The sequence below is a fragment of the Kitasatospora sp. YST-16 genome, from assembly GCF_026802215.1.
In the GTDB taxonomy this organism is placed as follows: domain Bacteria; phylum Actinomycetota; class Actinomycetes; order Streptomycetales; family Streptomycetaceae; genus Kitasatospora; species Kitasatospora cineracea.
In genome coordinates, this window is record NZ_CP113837.1 from 3,938,020 (window position 1) to 3,954,799 (window position 16,780).

17 protein-coding genes are annotated in these 16,780 nt (G+C 71.3%); 11 read left to right on the forward strand and 6 right to left on the reverse strand.

Annotated elements, in window-relative coordinates:
- Positions 1–129: 129 nt before the first annotated feature.
- Genes pstC through pstB form a run of 3 tightly spaced genes read left to right on the forward strand, consistent with a single transcriptional unit; the run spans position 130 to position 3,004 of the window.
- Positions 130–1,113 (forward strand): phosphate ABC transporter permease subunit PstC, encoded by a 984-nt coding sequence (gene pstC, locus OU787_RS18095; protein ID WP_268659993.1) that lies wholly within the window; start codon positions 130–132, stop codon positions 1,111–1,113.
- Positions 1,110–2,186: a phosphate ABC transporter permease PstA gene (gene pstA / locus OU787_RS18100; RefSeq protein WP_442788491.1), complete on the forward strand. Its 1,077-nt coding sequence runs from the start codon at positions 1,110–1,112 to the stop codon at positions 2,184–2,186. Before pstC ends, pstA begins: the two co-directional genes overlap by 4 nt.
- 41 nt (positions 2,187–2,227) lie before the next feature.
- Positions 2,228–3,004, forward strand: a complete 777-nt coding sequence (pstB, locus tag OU787_RS18105; RefSeq protein WP_030458190.1) for a phosphate ABC transporter ATP-binding protein PstB — start codon at positions 2,228–2,230, stop codon at positions 3,002–3,004.
- Between the two features lie 133 nt (positions 3,005–3,137).
- Here pstB and OU787_RS18110 read toward each other — a convergent pair whose 3' ends face one another.
- Entirely contained in the window at positions 3,138–4,133 is a 996-nt protein-coding gene (locus OU787_RS18110; RefSeq protein WP_268659994.1) for an inorganic phosphate transporter, read from the reverse strand.
- A 5-nt stretch (positions 4,134–4,138) separates the two neighbouring features.
- Positions 4,139–4,759: a DUF47 domain-containing protein gene (locus OU787_RS18115; RefSeq protein WP_014137429.1), complete on the reverse strand. Its 621-nt coding sequence runs from the start codon at positions 4,757–4,759 to the stop codon at positions 4,139–4,141.
- A 252-nt stretch (positions 4,760–5,011) separates the two neighbouring features.
- Between OU787_RS18115 and OU787_RS18120 the strand changes: the two genes are divergently transcribed.
- Positions 5,012–5,371, forward strand: a complete 360-nt coding sequence (locus tag OU787_RS18120) for a metal-sensitive transcriptional regulator (protein ID WP_030458188.1) — start codon at positions 5,012–5,014, stop codon at positions 5,369–5,371.
- A 13-nt stretch (positions 5,372–5,384) separates the two neighbouring features.
- Here the strand turns inward: OU787_RS18120 and OU787_RS18125 are convergent, their stop codons facing one another.
- Positions 5,385–5,597 carry a hypothetical protein gene (locus OU787_RS18125; RefSeq protein WP_030458187.1) on the reverse strand — a complete coding sequence of 71 codons (213 nt, stop codon included), beginning with the start codon at positions 5,595–5,597 and terminating at the stop codon, positions 5,385–5,387.
- Between the two features lie 140 nt (positions 5,598–5,737).
- Complete coding sequence (locus OU787_RS18130) at positions 5,738–6,568, reverse strand: hypothetical protein (protein WP_030458186.1); 831 nt, start codon at positions 6,566–6,568, stop codon at positions 5,738–5,740.
- Positions 6,569–6,727: 159 nt separating this feature from the next.
- Here OU787_RS18130 and OU787_RS18135 point away from each other — a divergent pair, with 159 nt between their 5' ends.
- Positions 6,728–6,922: a hypothetical protein gene (locus OU787_RS18135; protein WP_035953947.1), complete on the forward strand. Its 195-nt coding sequence runs from the start codon at positions 6,728–6,730 to the stop codon at positions 6,920–6,922.
- Between the two features lie 44 nt (positions 6,923–6,966).
- Here OU787_RS18135 and OU787_RS18140 read toward each other — a convergent pair whose 3' ends face one another.
- A complete protein-coding gene (locus tag OU787_RS18140) occupies positions 6,967–7,725 on the reverse strand; it encodes a phosphatase PAP2 family protein (protein WP_268659995.1) in 759 nt (252 codons plus the stop codon).
- A gap of 211 nt (positions 7,726–7,936) precedes the next feature.
- Positions 7,937–8,992 (reverse strand): bifunctional lytic transglycosylase/C40 family peptidase, encoded by a 1,056-nt coding sequence (locus OU787_RS18145; protein WP_268659996.1) that lies wholly within the window; start codon positions 8,990–8,992, stop codon positions 7,937–7,939.
- A gap of 250 nt (positions 8,993–9,242) precedes the next feature.
- On the opposite strand from OU787_RS18145, the gene OU787_RS18150 reads away from it, so the two are divergent.
- From OU787_RS18150 to OU787_RS18175, 6 genes are all read left to right on the forward strand, one after another.
- Positions 9,243–9,590, forward strand: coding sequence for a hypothetical protein (locus OU787_RS18150; RefSeq protein WP_030458183.1), 348 nt, complete (start codon positions 9,243–9,245; stop codon positions 9,588–9,590).
- 127 nt (positions 9,591–9,717) lie between these two features.
- Complete coding sequence (locus OU787_RS18155; protein WP_268659997.1) at positions 9,718–10,536, forward strand: hypothetical protein; 819 nt, start codon at positions 9,718–9,720, stop codon at positions 10,534–10,536.
- On the forward strand, positions 10,526–11,803 hold the full coding sequence (locus OU787_RS18160) for a hypothetical protein (RefSeq protein WP_268659998.1): 1,278 nt from the start codon (positions 10,526–10,528) through the stop codon (positions 11,801–11,803). The genes OU787_RS18155 and OU787_RS18160 overlap by 11 nt, the downstream gene beginning before the upstream one ends.
- Positions 11,804–11,810: 7 nt before the next feature.
- Entirely contained in the window at positions 11,811–13,382 is a 1,572-nt protein-coding gene (locus tag OU787_RS18165; protein WP_030458180.1) for an SCO6880 family protein, read from the forward strand.
- A gap of 44 nt (positions 13,383–13,426) precedes the next feature.
- Entirely contained in the window at positions 13,427–14,773 is a 1,347-nt protein-coding gene (locus tag OU787_RS18170; RefSeq protein ID WP_030458179.1) for an ATP-binding protein, read from the forward strand.
- Positions 14,774–14,937: 164 nt separating this feature from the next.
- Positions 14,938–16,746: a bifunctional metallophosphatase/5'-nucleotidase gene (locus OU787_RS18175; protein ID WP_051816561.1), complete on the forward strand. Its 1,809-nt coding sequence runs from the start codon at positions 14,938–14,940 to the stop codon at positions 16,744–16,746.
- The last annotated feature ends 34 nt before the right edge of the window (positions 16,747–16,780 follow it).

Consider the following 16,780-nt stretch of genomic DNA (forward strand, 5'->3'; position numbering starts at 1 on the left):
GAGGGGCCGCCCGGCCGGGGCACCCGTCGGCACGCAGCACACGCACCACCCACCACGAGAACGTCCGGGGCACCGCCGCCAAGGTGCCGCCCTCCGCGGGGCAGCGCCGCCAGACCGGAGTAAACGACCATGACTTCTGCACCCCCCGCCGACGCGCGGGGACGGGTTCGACGGAGCCGGGGCGACAGCCGCCGCGGTGACAGCCTGTTCTTCAACCTCTCCCGCGGCTCGGGCATCCTGCTGCTGGTCATCATGGCCGCCATCGCAGGCTTCCTCGCCTACCGCTCCGCCCTCGCCCTGGGCAAGAACGAGGGCAACTTCCTCACCACCTTCGAGTGGACCCCGGACGCCGCGAAGCCGGTGTTCGGCATCGCCGTTCTCACCTTCGGCACCCTGGTCAGCGCGCTGATCGCGATGGTCATCGCGGTCCCGGTCTCGGTCGGCATCGCGCTGTTCATCTCGCACTACGCGCCGCGCCGGATCGCCCAGCCGTTCGCCTACCTGGTGGACCTGCTGGCCGCCGTCCCGTCGATCGTCTACGGCCTGTGGGGCGTGCTGTTCCTGGTCCCGCACATGGACGGCCTGACCAGCTGGATGGACCAGTACCTGGGCTGGACGTACGTCTTCGGCCAGTCCACCGCGGGCGTCCCGGCGCGCAACCTGTTCACCGTCGGCATCCTGCTGGCGATCATGGTGCTGCCGATCATCACCGCGGTCACCCGCGAGGTGTTCCGGCAGGTCCCGCGGATGCACGAGGAGGCGGCGCTCGCGCTCGGCGCGACCCGCTGGGAGACCATCCGCACCGCGGTGCTGCCGTTCGGCCGCCCCGGCATCATCTCCGCGTCGATGCTCGGCCTGGGCCGCGCGCTCGGCGAGACCATCGCGGTCGCCACCGTGCTGTCCACCAGCAGCAAGCTCTCGCTGCACCTGCTCGACCCGGGCGGCGGCACCTTCGCGCAGAACATCGCGCTCAAGTTCAACGAGGCCCAGCCGCTGGGCCGGGACGCCCTGATGGCCTCCGGCCTGGTCCTGTTCGTCATCACCCTGCTGGTGAACGGCGCGGCCCGCATGATCATCGCCCGTCGCAAGGAGTACTCGGGGGCCGCCGCGTGAGCGCCATCTCCACCGTCACCGACGCCACCCCGCAGCTCAGCCACCGGCTGACCGCGGCCCGGCTGCCCCGTTGGGCGCCGGCCGGCATCGCCGCCGCCTCGATCGCGGTGGGCTGCGGCATCGGCGCCGCCGCCGGGCTCAGGAGCCACGTCCAGTGGGGCCTGATCTCCGCACTGCTGTTCGTCCTGGCCGGCTACGCCGTCTCGGCCTCGGTCGAGGGCCGCCGCCAGGCCAAGGACCGGTTCGCCACCTCGCTGGTCTGGGTCTCCTTCATCTGCGCCGTCGTCCCGCTGGTCTCGCTGACGGTCTACACCGTCCAGCAGGGCATCGGAGCGATCAACGGCGACTTCCTCACCCACTCGATGAAGGGCGTCGTCGCCACCCTCAGCCCGGACGGCGGCATCTACCACGCCATCATCGGCACCATCGAGCAGGTCCTGCTGGCCACCCTGATCGCCGCGCCGATCGGCCTGCTCACCGCCGTCTACCTGGTGGAGTACGGCCGCGGCCGGCTCGCCAAGGCGGTCACCTTCTTCGTCGACGTCATGACCGGCATCCCGTCGGTCGTGGCCGGCCTGTTCGTCCTCTCGCTCTGGAACATCGCGCTGGGCTTCGAGTACTCCGGCTTCTCGGGCAGCCTCGCGCTGGCCATCCTGATGATGCCGGTCGTGGTCCGCTCCACCGAGGAAATGCTCAAGCTCGTCCCGAACGAGCTGCGCGAGGCCTCGTACGCGCTCGGTGTGCCGCGCTGGAAGACCATCCTGCGGATCGTCCTGCCCACGGCCGTCGGTGGCATCACCACCGGTGTGATGCTGGCGGTCGCCCGCATCACCGGTGAGACCGCCCCCGTGATGATGCTGGTGTTCGGCGCCGACTTCATCAACAGCGACCCGTTCAACGGACCGCAGCAGTCGCTGCCGCTCTACATCTGGCAGCAGTACTCGCAGATCAACAACGACTTCGGCTACCAGCGCGCCTGGGGCGCCGCCCTCGTGTTGATCGCCTTCGTGATGGGTCTCAACCTCATCGCCCGGGGCATCGCGCGCTGGCGCTCGCCCAAGGGCGGGCACTGACACCGACTGACGTACGAACAGACGAGAGAAGACGAAAGATCATGGCCAAGCGCATCGACGTCAGCGGACTGTCCGCCTACTACGGCTCCACCCGCGCCATCGAGGACATCTCGATGACCATCGAGCCCCGCTCGGTGACCGCCTTCATCGGCCCCTCGGGCTGCGGCAAGTCCACCTTCCTGCGCACCCTCAACCGGATGCACGAGGTGATCCCCGGCGCCCGGGTCGAGGGCAAGGTGATGCTGGACGACGAGAACCTGTACGGCGCCAACGTCGACCCGGTCGCCGTCCGCCGCTCGGTCGGCATGGTGTTCCAGCGCCCCAACCCGTTCCCCACCATGTCGATCTACGACAACGTGGTGGCCGGCCTCAAGCTGGCCGGCGTGAAGAAGAAGTCCGTGCTGGACGGCGTGGTGGAGAAGTCCCTCCAGGGCGCCAACCTGTGGAACGAGGTCAAGGACCGCCTGAACAAGCCCGGCGCGGGCCTGTCCGGCGGCCAGCAGCAGCGCCTGTGCATCGCCCGGGCGATCGCGGTCGAGCCCGAGGTGCTGCTGATGGACGAGCCCTGCTCGGCCCTCGACCCGATCTCCACCCTCGCCATCGAGGACCTGATCGGCGAGCTGAAGTCGCAGTTCACCATCGTGATCGTGACCCACAACATGCAGCAGGCGGCCCGCGTCTCCGACCGCACCGCGTTCTTCAACCTGGCGGGCGTCGGCCAGCCCGGCAAGCTGGTCGAGCTCGACGACACCCAGCGGATCTTCTCCAACCCGTCGGTCCAGGCCACCGAGGACTACATCTCCGGCCGCTTCGGCTGACCGGAGGCCCGTCCTGGGGCCGTACGAGCTGCTCCGCGGCGCTGCATGGCGGTGCCGCCGCGGAGTCAGAAGAGGAAGGGCCCGCCCCCGTGCTGTGGGGGCGGGCCCTTCCGCCTGCGGTGCGCGGGGCCGGTCAGAGGATCAGCAGGTTCACGATCCCGTACATCGCGGCGGCCACGATCGCCGCCGCCGGCATGGTGATGAACCAGCCCATCACGATGTTCTTCGCCACCCCCCAGCGGACCGCGCGGACCCGCTTGGTGGCGCCCACGCCCATGATCGCCGAGGTGATCACGTGGGTGGTGGAGATCGGCGCCGCGTAGACGAACGAGGTGACGTACATGACCGCGGAGGCGGTGGCCTCGGCGGCGAAGCCCTGCGGCGGGTCCAGCTCGATGATCTTCCGGCCCAGGGTGCGCATGATCCGCCAGCCGCCCGCGTAGGTGCCCAGCGAGAGCATCGTGGCGCAGGAGATCTTCACCCAGATCGGGATGCCGTTGCCGGACTGGTGGCCGGAGATGGTCAGGGCCATCACCACGATGCCCATGGTCTTCTGCGCGTCCTGCAGGCCGTGCGCCAGTGCCATCGCCGCCGCCGAGGCGGTCTGCGCCACCCGGAAGTTGCGCTTGGCCCGGTGCGGGTTGGCCCGCCGGAAGATCCACAGGATCGCCAGCATCACCAGGAAGCCGCCGACCAGGCCGACCACCGGCGAGACGATCATCGGGATGATGATCTTTTCGACCACGCCGTGCCAGACCACCCCGATGCCGCCGGCCAGTGCCGCGCCCACCATGCCGCCGAACAGCGCGTGCGAGGAGGAGGACGGCAGGCCGAAGTACCAGGTGACCAGGTTCCAGGCGATCGCCCCGACCAGGGCCGAGAACAGGATCGCCATGCCCTTGCTGCCGGTCGGGGTCTCGATGATCCCCTCGGAGACGGTCTTCGCCACCCCGCTGCCGAGGAAGGCGCCCGCCAGGTTCATCACCGCGGCCATCGCCAGCGCCGCCCGGGGCGTCAGCGCCCGGGTGGAGACCGAGGTGGCGATCGCGTTGGCGGAGTCGTGGAAGCCGTTCGTGTACGTGAAGAAGAAAGCGACGCCGATGACGACGATCAGTGCTGCCATGTCCACGGAGGTCAGGACTCCTTGACCGCGATGGTCTCCACCGTGTTGGCCACGTGCTCGAACGCGTCGGCCGCCTCCTCGAGGACGTCCACGACCTGCTTGAGCTTCAACACCTCGATCGCCTCGTACTGGCCGGAGAACAGGTGGGCCAGCAGCTTGCGGTGGATCTGGTCCGCCTGGTTCTCCAGCCGGTTGACCTCGATCCAGTACTCGGTGAGGTTCGACATCGACCGCAGGTTGGGCATCGCCTCCGCGGTCAGCTCGGCCGCCCGGGCCAGCACCTCGATCTGCTGCTCGATGCCCTTCGGGAGGGTCTCGATGTCGTACAGCACGACCAGGTCGACGGCCTCCTCCATGAAGTCCATGATGTCGTCCAGCGAGGAGGCCAGGTTGTAGATGTCCTCCCGGTCGAACGGGGTGATGAACGAGGAGTTCAGCTGGTGGAAGATCGCATGGGTGGTGTCGTCGCCCGCGTGCTCGGCGGCGCGCATGCGCTCGACGATCTCCGCGCGGGCTGACACGTCAGAGCCCAGTAGTTCCAGCAGGAGCTTCGATCCGACGACGAGGTTCTCCGCGGCGGCGGCGAACATGTCGTAGAAGCTCGTCTCCTTCGGGGTCAGGCTAAAACGCACGGAAATCTCCGATGTGCGGGGTCGGTACTTGACGATGCTAGGCGCACGCGCCCCACTGGTGGACACGGGGTTGCCGACGCGCGCCCTAAGTGTGTCCCACGACACGCCGGTTTGCTCCCGCTCTGCACGGGGATCTCTGACCTGACGCCCGGACGGCGGAACACGCGGCTGGCGCCGCGTGTTGGACAGGGGAGCACCTCCCGGCCGGAGGCCGGGGGCGGGCCGAGTACCGAGACCAAGAGGGCGGACCGGATGACCACCATCGACACCCCGAGCACCGACACCGCGCCGGCGGCCTGCCACGGCGGCCCCGCGGCCACCGGGCCGCACGGCTACAGCGGCGACAAGGAGGCGCACCTCAAGCGGCTGCGCCGGATCGAGGGTCAGATCCGCGGCCTGCAGCGGATGGTCGACGAGGACGTCTATTGCATCGACATCCTCACCCAGGTGTCCGCCTCCACCAAGGCGCTGCAGTCCTTCGCGCTCTCCCTGCTGGAGGAGCACCTGCGGCACTGCGTCGCCGCCGCGGCCGCCGCGGAGGACGGCGGCGAGGAGCTGAACGCCAAGGTCGCCGAGGCCAGCGCGGCCATCGCCCGGCTGCTGCGCACCTGACGCCGACGGTCCGTCAGGACCCGGAACCGCGCCCGTCCCCGTCCGCCGGCCCGTCCCCGGCCGGCCCCGGTGCGCGGTGGCGGGCCAGCAGGACCTCGTCGATCTGCTCGGCGGCCAGCCGCTCCGCGCGGCTGGCCGAGGCGGCGATCATCAGCTCGCCGGCCAGGTCGATCTCGTCCAGCGCGGCTCGGTCGTGGCCGCGGGTGCCGCTCTCCCCGGATGCCATGGCCTCCACCCCTTCCGCGCCCCGTCCGCCGCACCGGCCTGCCCGCCCCGTACCAGCGTAGGGAGCCGCGGGCCGGGCCACATGGCACGGACGGGCCATCTCTGCCGTCCGAAACGGGTGGGCCCGTCCGGCGGGGCCGGTCACTTCGGGGAGGGACTGGCCTTCATCGAGTAGATGTCGGCGGCGGCGGGCTCGGCGGCCTCCACCGGCTTGCCGAAGTCGGCCAGCGACAGCGTGGACACCACCTTGACCTGGTCCTTGGCCGCGGTGGAGCCGGCCACCCCGGCGAAGGTGAAGTTCTCCACCACCTTGTGCAGCCGGCCCTGCCCGTCCAGCCAGACCTCGTACGGGACCTCCTTCACCGTGAAGGTCTGGGCGGCCATCCGCAGGCCGTCCGCCCCGCGGCCGCCGGTCGCGTCGGCGGCCTTCGCCAGGTCCAGGGTGCCCTTGTAGTGCTTCAGCTCCCCGCCGTCGGCCGGCTCGGTGCCGACCAGCTCGGCGCTCTGCGCGCCGCGCAGCGCGCCCGCCGCGGTGGCCGGGTCGGTGGCGCCGGAGCTCACCAGGTTGCCGTCCGGGAGCTGGCGCACGTCCAGCTTGACCCACTTGCCCTCGGGGATCTTCGCGCCGCTGTTCTGCAGGTACACCGTGCCGGGCAGCACCACCTCGGTGATCTTCCCGGTGGTGGCGGCGCCCGGCGGCACGTCGACCTCCAGCCGGCCGATCCGCTTCACGTAGTCGTAGCCGCCGGTGCCCTTGAACACCGCCTTCTTGTCGGCGGACTCGGTGATCAGCTCCGTGGCGGCGCTCACCGAACCGGTGCGGCCGGTGATGTCGGCGGCCGAGCGGACCGCGGTCAGCGGGTCGGCGGAGAGCTGGTCGGCGGAACCCGGCCGGTCCTGGCCGCCGCCGCTGCAGGCCGACAGCACGGTGACGAGCAGGGCCGCGGCCGCGGCGCGGTTGAGCTTCTTCACTTCTTCGACAACCCCCTCGGGCCCCGGATGACCCGGCAAGCAACCGCCCCGGATGGGCAGAGCGCTTGCCAGGCAAACGAGTTGGGGCGCGGAAGGTTACGCCGTTGTTCACCGGACGGGCGGCACGCCGCGCCGCGCGGGCGGGATACGGTGAAGGATGTGGCAGACCAGCGCCCCGGGGCGCCCGGCGGGACGACGCGGACCGACCACCCGGCCGAGCACCGGGTGGAGGTGACGGAACGCGGCTCGTTCAGCTTCGCCCGGTGCGACTGCGGCTGGTTCGCCCCCGGGCGGCGCTCCCGGGACAAGTCGCGGCGGGACGCCGCGGAGCACCTCGCGGAGCACGGCGGCTGAACGGCGGCTGAACGGCCCGGCCGGTCGGCCGGAACGGGTGCGGGTCAGGCGGCGAGGTCGGACTCGTGGTCCGGCTCGTGATCCCGGCCCCGGTCGCGGTCGCGGCCCGCGCGGCGGCCGGAGCGACGGCCGGACGGCGCGGACTGGCGGCGGCGCCCGGAGTCCGCGGCGGAGGCGCGGGCCACCACCAGCGGGCGCAGCGCGCCCCGGGACAGCGCGTGGCACAGCGGCACCAGGACGGCCATGGCGATCGGGGCCAGCAGCAGCACCACGGCGGTGGCCAGCGCGTAGCCGCCGAGCACGTCGGTCGGGTAGTGCACGCCCACGAACAGCCGGCAGAAGCCCTGCAGCAGGGCCAGCGCGCCGGCCGCCAGGCCCAGCCTGCGGTTGACCAGGAACAGCGCGACCGCGATGCCCATCGACATCGCCGAGTGGTCGCTGACGAAGGACAGGGTGTCCTCCTTGCCGGGCACCAGGACGTCCAGCTCGGGGTGGGTGACGAACGGCCGGGGCCGGTCGACCAGCTTGGAGATCGGCAGGTTGGCCAGCTCGGCGATGGCCACCGCGAGCGGCGCCCACAGCACGCTCGCCACCGCGACCGGGGCGTCCGGCCGGCGGCGGGCGCTCAGCCAGGCGGTCAGGCCGATCGCGGCCAGACCGAGCAGGATGCCGTACTCGGCCGTCCAGGCGACCAGTGAGTCCAGCCAGCCGGGGGCGTCCGCGGCCAGGCCGTTGACGGCCTTGAGCAGGCCGAGATCCGGGTCGCCCGAACCGGATCCGGCGTCCGCGAGCAGCGTCGGCACGCCGCACCTCCCTGTCCGCTCTCCGCAGTGGTCCCAGGTCGTGGTGCTTCCGGGTGCGGACGACCGGCAGCCTCCCCAGTCAACGCGATCAAGGCCGCCGCGGTTTCCGTCGAAACGTACCGTTATGGAAAATTGACTGACTGTCCACCGCGCATGCACATGCCGAGACCGGATCCGACCGCCGGGGCGGGTCGGGGCAGACGGGCCGCGGTCAGTCGACCTTCGGCGTCTCGCTCTTCGTGATGGTGCCGTCGTTCAGGTTCCGGTCGGGCAGCGCGGCGGCGCCGTCCGGGGTGACCCGGGTCGCCCCGATGTAGTCCCGCTGGTCGATGGTGTCGTAGCGGACCTTGGCCCCGGTGTGCGGCGCGTCGATCATGTAGCCGCCGCCGACGTAGATGCCGACGTGGTGGATGGTGCGCGGGTCCTCCAGGTCGTTGGCGAAGAACACCAGGTCGCCGGGGCGGAGTTGGTCCCGGGACGGGTGCGGCCCGGCGTACCACTGGTCGTTGGCCACCCGGGGCAGTTCGATGCCCACGCTCTCGTACGCGACCTTGGTCAGGCCCGAGCAGTCGAACCGCCCGTTCTCCCAGGACTGCCCGGTGCCGCCCCACAGGTAGTCGGTGCCCAGCTTGCTCTGCGCGAACCAGATCGCCCCGGTGGCCTCCTTGGACAGCGCCAGCTGCACGCCCGGGTCGGCCGGCGCGGTGAAGGACTTCGCCAGCGCCTGGATGCTGCGGACGTAGCCCTGGGTCTCCTTGTAGGGCGGGATCCCGTTGTGCTCGATCACCGCGTACGGCCCGGCGTTGTAGGCCGCCAGCATGTTGGACTGCTTGTCGCCGGGCACCTTGGCCACGTCCCGGGCCAGCGCGCAGTCGTAGGTGGCGGCGGAGGCGATCGCGTCGAAGGCGTTCCAGATGTCCTGCTTGCCGTCGCCGTCGCCGTCCGTCCCGTAGGTGGCCCACGTCCCCTCCAGGAACTGGGCCATCCCGTAGGCCTTTGCCGGGCTCTTCGCGGCCGGGTCGAAACCGCTTTCCTGGTAGAGCTGCGCGGCCAGCATCGGCGCCGAGATCTCCGGGCAGAGCGCGCCCCATTTCTGGATCTGCGGTCGGTAGGCGGCCGGCACCGTTCCGCCGGACAGTCCGAGGGTGGCCGAGGAGGACTCGGGAACCCCACTGGCCGCATACGTCCCGAGGGTCACCACACCCACGAAGCCGATGGCCAGCACCACCGTCGCGGCACCTGCCGCCCGAGCCTTCCGGAGCACCATCCAGCACCATCCCGACGGAACGTCAGCGGCCATGTCCTGTTACGCAATTGCCCGGTGCAATCATCACAGATACCACGGGCGGGAAGTATCCTTGGAGCCACCGGACATCCTGGCGGAGCGTCCGGTCCAGCCACGAGCAATCCGCGAGAAGCAGCCAAGTCGACGTCAGATCTGGCCAAGAATAGGACCTGCCCCTTCGCTCGACCGTGGTCCGGGGCCTTGAATTTTCCTGATCGGGCGGTGAGATGGGATGGACCTGAACGTGGACAGCACAGTGATCCGGTACCTGGCGGAGGATCCGCCCAAGAAGGCCAACATCGACACCATCATCGGTGGGATCGCCCCGGACTGGGGCCCGTTCGCCACGCTCGGCTCCTCGGCCCGGGTGATGGTCCAGGTCGTGATGGCGGTGGCGATCCTGGTCTGCCTGGCCATCGCCATCTGGGGCGCCGCCAAGCAGCGGATCGGCGCCACCGCGATGCGCGACACCTTCAGCGCCGAACAGGGCAAGGGGCTGATCGTCGCGGGCCTGACCGGCGTGTTCATCATCGGTTCGCTCGGCACCCTGTTCACCATTGTGTACGGCATGGCCATCTGACGATCGGACAACTCACCGTCCGGCGCCGCTGATCCGGCCCGCCGGCCCGCCGCCCCGCACTTCTCCGCCGAGCACCCGTCACGCCGCCGCGCGCGCCCCGCGCGGCGGCGCCCACCAGGAGGGCCCCGTGCCGTTGTCCGACGACCAGCCGCACACCCGTACGCGGCTACCGGTCGCCGAACAGACCACCCCCGCGACGGGCCGTCAGGCCCGGCCGCTGCGCACCCTCCTGACCGTCCTGGGCATCGTCACCCTGCTGGTGGTCGCCGTCGCCGTCGCCAACCGGGACAAGCCCGCGGCCGGCCGCGGCGGCACCAGCACCTCCGGCGACCGCGCCCCCGGCGCCGGCGCCTCCCCCGACCGCACCGCCGCCAGCGGCCAGCAGCCCGTCGCCACCACGTCCAACGGCATCGGCACCGGCTACCCGCACACCGACCAGGGCGCGCAGTCCGCCGCCGCCAACTACGCGGTGGCGCTGGGCTCCGCGGACATGTTCCGCACCGACAGCCGCCGCACCGTGCTGGCCACCGTCGCCGACCCCACCGCCCTACCGGCCCTGCAGGCCCGCCTGGACCAGGCGTTCACGCCGGAGACCAACGCGCGCTACGGGCTGGACGCGCAGGGCAAGGCACCGCGGAACCTGACCTTCATCAGCCGCACCGTCCCGATCGGCACGAACCTGGTGAACTACTCGGACACCGGCACCGCGGTCGAGGTGTGGTGCAACTCGCTGGTGGGACTGACCGGCAAGACCTCAGAGATCCCGGTCAGCGAGAACTGGTACACGCTCGGCATCACGATGCGCTGGACCGGAAGCGACTGGAAGATCATCGACTACAGCCGGAAGGCAGGCCCGGCCCCGCTGCCCGCCGATCAGAAGGCCGCGACCTCGGAGGAGATCACGGGTGCCGTCCAGCAGTTCGGAGGTTTCCGCTATGCACGCTGACGGAGCCGGCAGAGGCCTCGGCCGTCGTGCCGCGGCCCTGGCCGGAGCGACCGCCGCGCTCCAGTTGGCGTTCTTCGCGGTGACCGGGGCAGCCACCGCGGCGACCCCGTCACCCACCCCCCAGCCGTCCTGCACGGTGGACGTACCGGTGCCGGGCGCCGACAAGCTGTGCGCTCCGCCCGGGGCCACCGTGATCCCCGGGTCCGGCACCGTCTCCGGGGTCACCGACCCGTTGGGGTCGTTGGCGAAGGGGTGCGCGCAGGCGGCGGCTTGGGTGGTGCGGCAGTTGTCGGGGGCGATCGACGGGACGACGAAGGTCGACTTCACGAACGCGGCGTTCCTGCAGCAGTACGCGGTGGTGTTCGCGGTCTCGACGGTGATCACGCTGGTGCTGTGGCTGCTGGCGGTGACGAAGCGCGCGGTGCGCGGGGCGGCGCTGGGGCAGGCGTTCGGCGAGGCGGTCGGGTTCCTGTGGCTGACGGTGATCGCCTCGGCGTTCACTCCGCTGATCCTGTACACGGTGGTGACGGTCACCGACGGGCTGACGGACGCGATCGCGGCGGGGACGAAGTCCGACACGGGCACGTACCTGGGCGGGTTCGCGGACACCCTGGAGAAGGGGAGCATCGGCGGCGGTCCGCTGATCCTGATCCTGGTGTCGCTGGTGGCGGTGCTGGCCGCGGCGGTGCTGTGGGTGGAACTGGTGATCCGGGCGGCGATGCTGTACGTGGGCGCGCTGCTGGGGACGGCGGTGTACGCGGGGCTGGTGGACAAGCAGATGTGGAAGCACGTCCGCCGGTGGGCCGCGATGATGCTGGCGGTGGACCTGGCGAAGCCGATCGTGGTGATCATCCTGGGGCTGGCGGGCGCGGTGGCGACCGGCGCGGGGGCGGACGACGACTTCAGCCGGGTGCTGGCGGGGCTGGCGATCCTGTTCCTGTCGATCTTCGCCAGCGCGGCGGTGTACCGGTTCGTGCCGGGCTTCGGCGACGAGCTGATGGCGATGCGGCGGGCCCGGGCGAGTGCGGTGCAGGCCGGCAGCGCGATGATCAACGGCCCGGCGAACTTCGTGAAGCAGGGCATCTCCACGCACGGTTCGCGCGGTGGCGCGGAGGGCGGGGGCGGCGGTGGCGCCCCGGCGGGCGGCGGCGGGGCGGGCGCGGGCATCGCGGCGCATGCGTCCCGGCCGGCGAACGCCCCCCGTCCGGCGGCGCCGCCCGCGCAGGCCCAGGTCCAGGCTCCGGTCAACAACCCGAAGGGAGGGTGACGGGGAGATGAGCAGCGAACAGTTCGGCCAGTACGGCACCCAGTACGCCCAGCAGCGCCGCAGTTACCTGATCGGCAAGGCGCGGCCGAACGCGCCGATCGGGCGCAACCGGGAGAACGGCGAGATCGTGCTGATCATCGCCGGCGCCGGCCTGGGCATGGTGTGGGGGCTGATCCCGAGCCTGCTGCCGCTGCGGATCGCGGGCCTGGTGGGCTTCCCGCTGCTGGCGATCATGGCGGTGTACGTGCCGTACCGGCGGCGGACGTTCTACAAGTGGGTGGAGATCAACCGGACGTTCCGGCGCACGGTGCGCAGCGGCCGGGCGGTGTGGAAGCCGGACGTGCACGAGGCCGGGACGCGGCTGGACGGGCGCGAGGTGGAGGTCGGCCCGCCGCCGGGGGTGGGGCGGCTGCGCTGGCTGACCGCGCCGTTCGGGCCGGACGAGGTCGCGGTGCTGATGCACCTGGAGCGGCGGACGGTGACCGCGGCGATCGAGATCGAGGGCCCGGGCGTGGGCCTGCGCGACTCGGAGGACCAGGAGGCGCTGGTCGACCGGTTCGGCACGCTGCTCAAGCACGTGGCCAACGGCGACGGCTTCGTGACCCGGCTGCAGATCCTGGCCCGCACCCTGCCGGCCGACCCGGACGCGCACGCCAAGGACGTGGAGCGGCGCGGCGACCACGCGGCGCCGCGCTGGCTGCAGGAGAGCTACGACCAGCTGCAGTCGATGGTGTCGACCTCCTCGGAGCAGCACCGGGCGTACCTGGTGGCGTGCATGCACTACACCCGGGACCTGGCGGCCGAGGCGCACGCGATGGGGCGCACCGCGTACGGGCGGGGCGAGAGGCGGGACCGGTCGGATGACGGCCTGGCGACCGTGATGGCGCGTGAACTGACCGACATCTGCGCCCGGTTGGCGGAGGCGGACATCCGGGTGCGGCAGCCGCTGGGGCAGGCCCGGCTGGCGTCGCTGATCCACTCGATGTACGACCCGGACCACCCGATCGACCACATCCAGGCGATGAGCCGGCGCAACGCCTGGCCGGCCGAGCTGGACGCCACCCACACCCAGTACCTGCAGGCGAAGACCCGCGAGGCGGCGACCCGGGAGCCGTGGTGCCACGCCACCGCGTGGATCAAGGAGTGGCCGCTGACGCCGGTCGGGGTGAACTTCCTGGCGCCGCTGCTGGTGCACACGCCGGACGTGATCCGGACGGTCGCGGTGACCATGGACCTGGAGCCGACCGACGTGGCGATCGAGCGGATGCTGACCGAGAAGACCAACGACGAGGCGGAGGCCAGCCGGGCGGCGAAGATGAACCGCACGGTGGACCCGCGCGACCTGGCGCACACCGGCCGGGTGGACCAGCGCGGCGACGACCTGGCGTCCGGCGCGGCCGGGGTGAACCTGGTGGGGTACCTGACGGTGTCCTCGCGCAGCCCGGAGGCGCTGGCCCGAGACAAGCGCACCATCCGGGCGTCGGCGGGCAAGAGCTACCTGAAGCTGGAGTGGTGCGACCGCGAGCACCACCGGGCGTTCGCCAACACCCTGCCGTTCGCCACCGGCATCCGCCGCTGACGCCGCCGACGTCGTTGACGCCGCTGACCCCCGGAGGCCCGTAGATGCTCGGCAAGCTCACCGATTCCTTCACCAGCACCCTGTTCGGCCGGGTGGAGACCACCCGGCTGCCGGTGCGCACCTCCAGCGGCCAGGCGCAGGCGGTGTACCTGCCGACGGCGGCGCCCGGCCTGGGCGACTCCGGGGTGATCATCGGCCGCGAGGTGTACAGCGGCAAGGGCTACGTCTACGACCCGTTCCAGCTGTACGGCCAACAGCTGCCGGCCCCGCACTGGCTGGTGCTGGGGGAGTCCGGCAACGGCAAGTCGGCGCTGGAGAAGACGTACGTGCTGCGGCAGTTGAGGTTCCGCGACCGCCAGGTGGTGGTGCTGGACGCGCAGGGCGAGGACGGCGTCGGCGAGTGGAACCTGATCGCCAACGCGCTGGGGATAAAGTCCATCCGGCTGGACCCGATGGCGGCCCTGGACGGCGGGGTGAAGCTGAACCCGCTGGACCCGGCGATCACCACCACCGGCCAGCTGTCGCTGCTGCGCACCATCATCGAGGTGGCGATGGGCCGCGGCCTGGAGGAGCGGGCCGGGTTCGCGCTGAAGGCCGCGCACGCGTACGTGACCGCGACGGTGAAGGACCGTCAGCCGGTGCTGAACGACATCATCGACACGCTGCGCAGCCCCGACCTGTCGGCGGTGGAGTCGCTGGGCGTGCAGGTCGGCGAGGTGCAGTCCTGGGGCCTGGACGTGGCGCTGGTGCTGGACCGGCTGGTCGACGGCGACCTGCGCGGCATGTTCGACGGCCCGACCTCGGCGGGCATCGACCTGGACGCGCCGCTGATCGTCTTCGACCTGTCGCACATCGACCGGAACTCGATCGCCATGCCGATCCTGATGGCGATCGTCGGGGTGTGGCTGGAGCACACCTGGCTGCGGCCGGACCGGGTGAAGCGGATCTTCCTGGTGGAGGAGGCCTGGCACATCATCAACAGCCCGTTTGTGGCGCAGCTGTTCCAGCGGCTGCTGAAGTTCGGCCGCCGGCTGGGCCTGTCCTTCGTGGCGGTGGTGCACCACCTGTCGGACGTGGTGGACGGGGCGGCGGCCAAGGAGGCGTCGGCGATCCTGAAGATGTCCTCGACCCGGACGATCTACATGCAGAAGGCCGAGGAGGCCAGGGCCACCGGCCGGGTGCTGGGCCTGCCGCGCTGGGCGGTGGAGATCATCCCGACGCTGTCGCCGGGCATCGCGGTGTGGGACGTCAACGGCAACGTGCAGGTGGTCAAGCACATCATCACCGAGGCCGAGAAGCCGCTGGTGTACACCGACCGCGCGATGACCGAGGACGCGGTGGCCGAGCGGGACCGGGCCGACCAGCAGCTGGCGGCGCAGCCGCGGATCTGAGCGCCCGGCCCAGGGGCTGACCAAGGGTCGGCCGACGTTTCGTCAGGCCGCGGATACCAGCTCGTTACTCGCAGGTTCCTGACAGCTACGCGCGTTGACCCTAGGCTGCACCCAGACAACGCCAGGCCGCACAGCCGCGGCCCCCGACGGTCCAGGGGACAGCCATGCCCATTTCCGGTTCCACCGGCCGCCGCTCGACCGCCCTCGCGGTCGCCGCGGCCGCCGCCCTCTTCGGCACGATGGCCCTCCCGGCCACCGCCGAGGCCCACGGCCGGGGCCACGACAAGCCCAAGTACGAGGACCTGCAGCTCCTCGCCATCAACGACTTCCACGGCAACCTGGAGCCGCCGGCCGGCTCCTCGGGCACGATCAACGAGATCGACCCGGCCACCGGCAAGACCGTCGCCACCCCCGCCGGCGGTGTCGAGTACCTGGCCACCGCGCTGCGCGACGCCCGCAAGGGTCACGCCAACAGCCTCACCGTCGCGGCCGGCGACGTCATCGGCGCCAGCCCGCTGGTCTCCGGCCTGTTCCACGACGAGCCGACCATCGAGGCGATGAACGAGATCGGCCTCGACGTCACCTCGGTGGGCAACCACGAGTTCGACGAGGGCTCGGCCGAGCTGCTGCGGATGCAGAACGGCGGCTGCCACCCCACCGACGGCTGCTACGAGGCGGGCCGCACCTTCGAGGGCGCGGACTTCCCGTACCTGGCGGCGAACGTCACCAACGAGAAGACCGGCAGGACGCTGCTCAAGCCGTACTGGGTGAAGAACGTCCGCGGCGTCAAGGTCGGCTTCATCGGCGTGACCCTGGAGGGCACCCCGAACATCGTCACCGCCGCCGGCGTGCAGGGCCTCAAGTTCGGCAACGAGGTCACCACCATCAACAAGTACGCCGCCGAGCTGAAGAAGCAGGGCGTCAACTCGATCGTGGCGCTGATCCACGAGGGCGGCCTGCCCGCCAGCAACGTCTACAACTACGACTGCGGCGCGGCCGGCGCGGGCATCTCCGGCCCGATCGTGGACATCGCCAAGAGGATCGACCCGGCCGTCGGGGCGATCGTCACCGGCCACACCCACAACTCGTACGCCTGCATGATCCCGGACCCGAACGGCGTGCCCCGCTCGGTCACCAGCGCCGCCTCGTTCGGCCGCCTGTACACCGAGATCGACCTCAAGCTGGACAAGCGCACCGGCAGCATCGTCCGCCCCTCGGTCAGCGCCGCCAACCACATCGTCCGCCGCGACGTGCCGAAGGCGCCGGACCTCACCGCGCTGATCGACCGGTACAGCAAGCTGGCCGCGCCGATCGCCAACCGCGCCACCGGCTACATCACCGCCGACATCAACGGCCGCGGCTCCACCGCGCTGGAGAAGCCGCTCGGCGACCTGATCGCCGACGCCCAGCTGGCCGGTCTCTCGGCGCCCGACAAGGGCGGCGCGCAGGTGGCGTTCATGAACCCCGGCGGCATCCGCGCCGACCTGGTCTACAAGGCCACCGGCGCCGAGGGCGACGGCGTGGTGACCTACGGCGAGGCGTTCGCCGTCCAGCCGTTCACCAACATGATGCAGGTCAAGACGCTGACCGGCGCCCAGCTGGTGCAGGTCCTGCAGCAGCAGGTCTCCGGCTCCAACGAGGCGTCCCCGAAGGTCCTGCAGATCTCGAACAACCTGCGCTACACCCTCGACCTGAACAAGGCCGGTGCGGCCCGCGTGGTCGTCGACTCGATCCGCCTGAACGGCGCGCCGATCGACCCGGCCGCGACCTACCGGGTCGCCGCGAACGAGTTCCTGGCCGGCGGCGGCGACGGCTTCCCGGCCTTCGCGGCCGGCACCGACAAGCTGGTCGGCGCCTCCGACCTGGACCTGTTCAACGCCTACCTGACCAGCCACAGCTCGGCGAGCGCCCCGATCGCGCCGCCCGCCGCCGACCGGATCAAGGTCATCGGCATCGGCCAGGACAACAGCTGACACCACCGCAGCAACGGGGGCGGGGCACTCCGGT

Coding starts and splice junctions, on each gene's coding strand:
- OU787_RS18150 (WP_030458183.1), top strand. CDS start 9,243: ATGGACCTGAACGTGGACAGCACAGTGATCCGGTACCTGGCGGAGGAT.
- pstB (WP_030458190.1), top strand. CDS start 2,228: ATGGCCAAGCGCATCGACGTCAGCGGACTGTCCGCCTACTACGGCTCC.
- OU787_RS18120 (WP_030458188.1), top strand. CDS start 5,012: ATGACCACCATCGACACCCCGAGCACCGACACCGCGCCGGCGGCCTGC.
- OU787_RS18175 (WP_051816561.1), top strand. CDS start 14,938: ATGCCCATTTCCGGTTCCACCGGCCGCCGCTCGACCGCCCTCGCGGTC.
- OU787_RS18125 (WP_030458187.1), bottom strand. CDS start 5,597: ATGGCATCCGGGGAGAGCGGCACCCGCGGCCACGACCGAGCCGCGCTG.
- OU787_RS18145 (WP_268659996.1), bottom strand. CDS start 8,992: ATGGTGCTCCGGAAGGCTCGGGCGGCAGGTGCCGCGACGGTGGTGCTG.
- pstC (WP_268659993.1), top strand. CDS start 130: ATGACTTCTGCACCCCCCGCCGACGCGCGGGGACGGGTTCGACGGAGC.
- OU787_RS18160 (WP_268659998.1), top strand. CDS start 10,526: ATGCACGCTGACGGAGCCGGCAGAGGCCTCGGCCGTCGTGCCGCGGCC.
- OU787_RS18170 (WP_030458179.1), top strand. CDS start 13,427: ATGCTCGGCAAGCTCACCGATTCCTTCACCAGCACCCTGTTCGGCCGG.
- OU787_RS18165 (WP_030458180.1), top strand. CDS start 11,811: ATGAGCAGCGAACAGTTCGGCCAGTACGGCACCCAGTACGCCCAGCAG.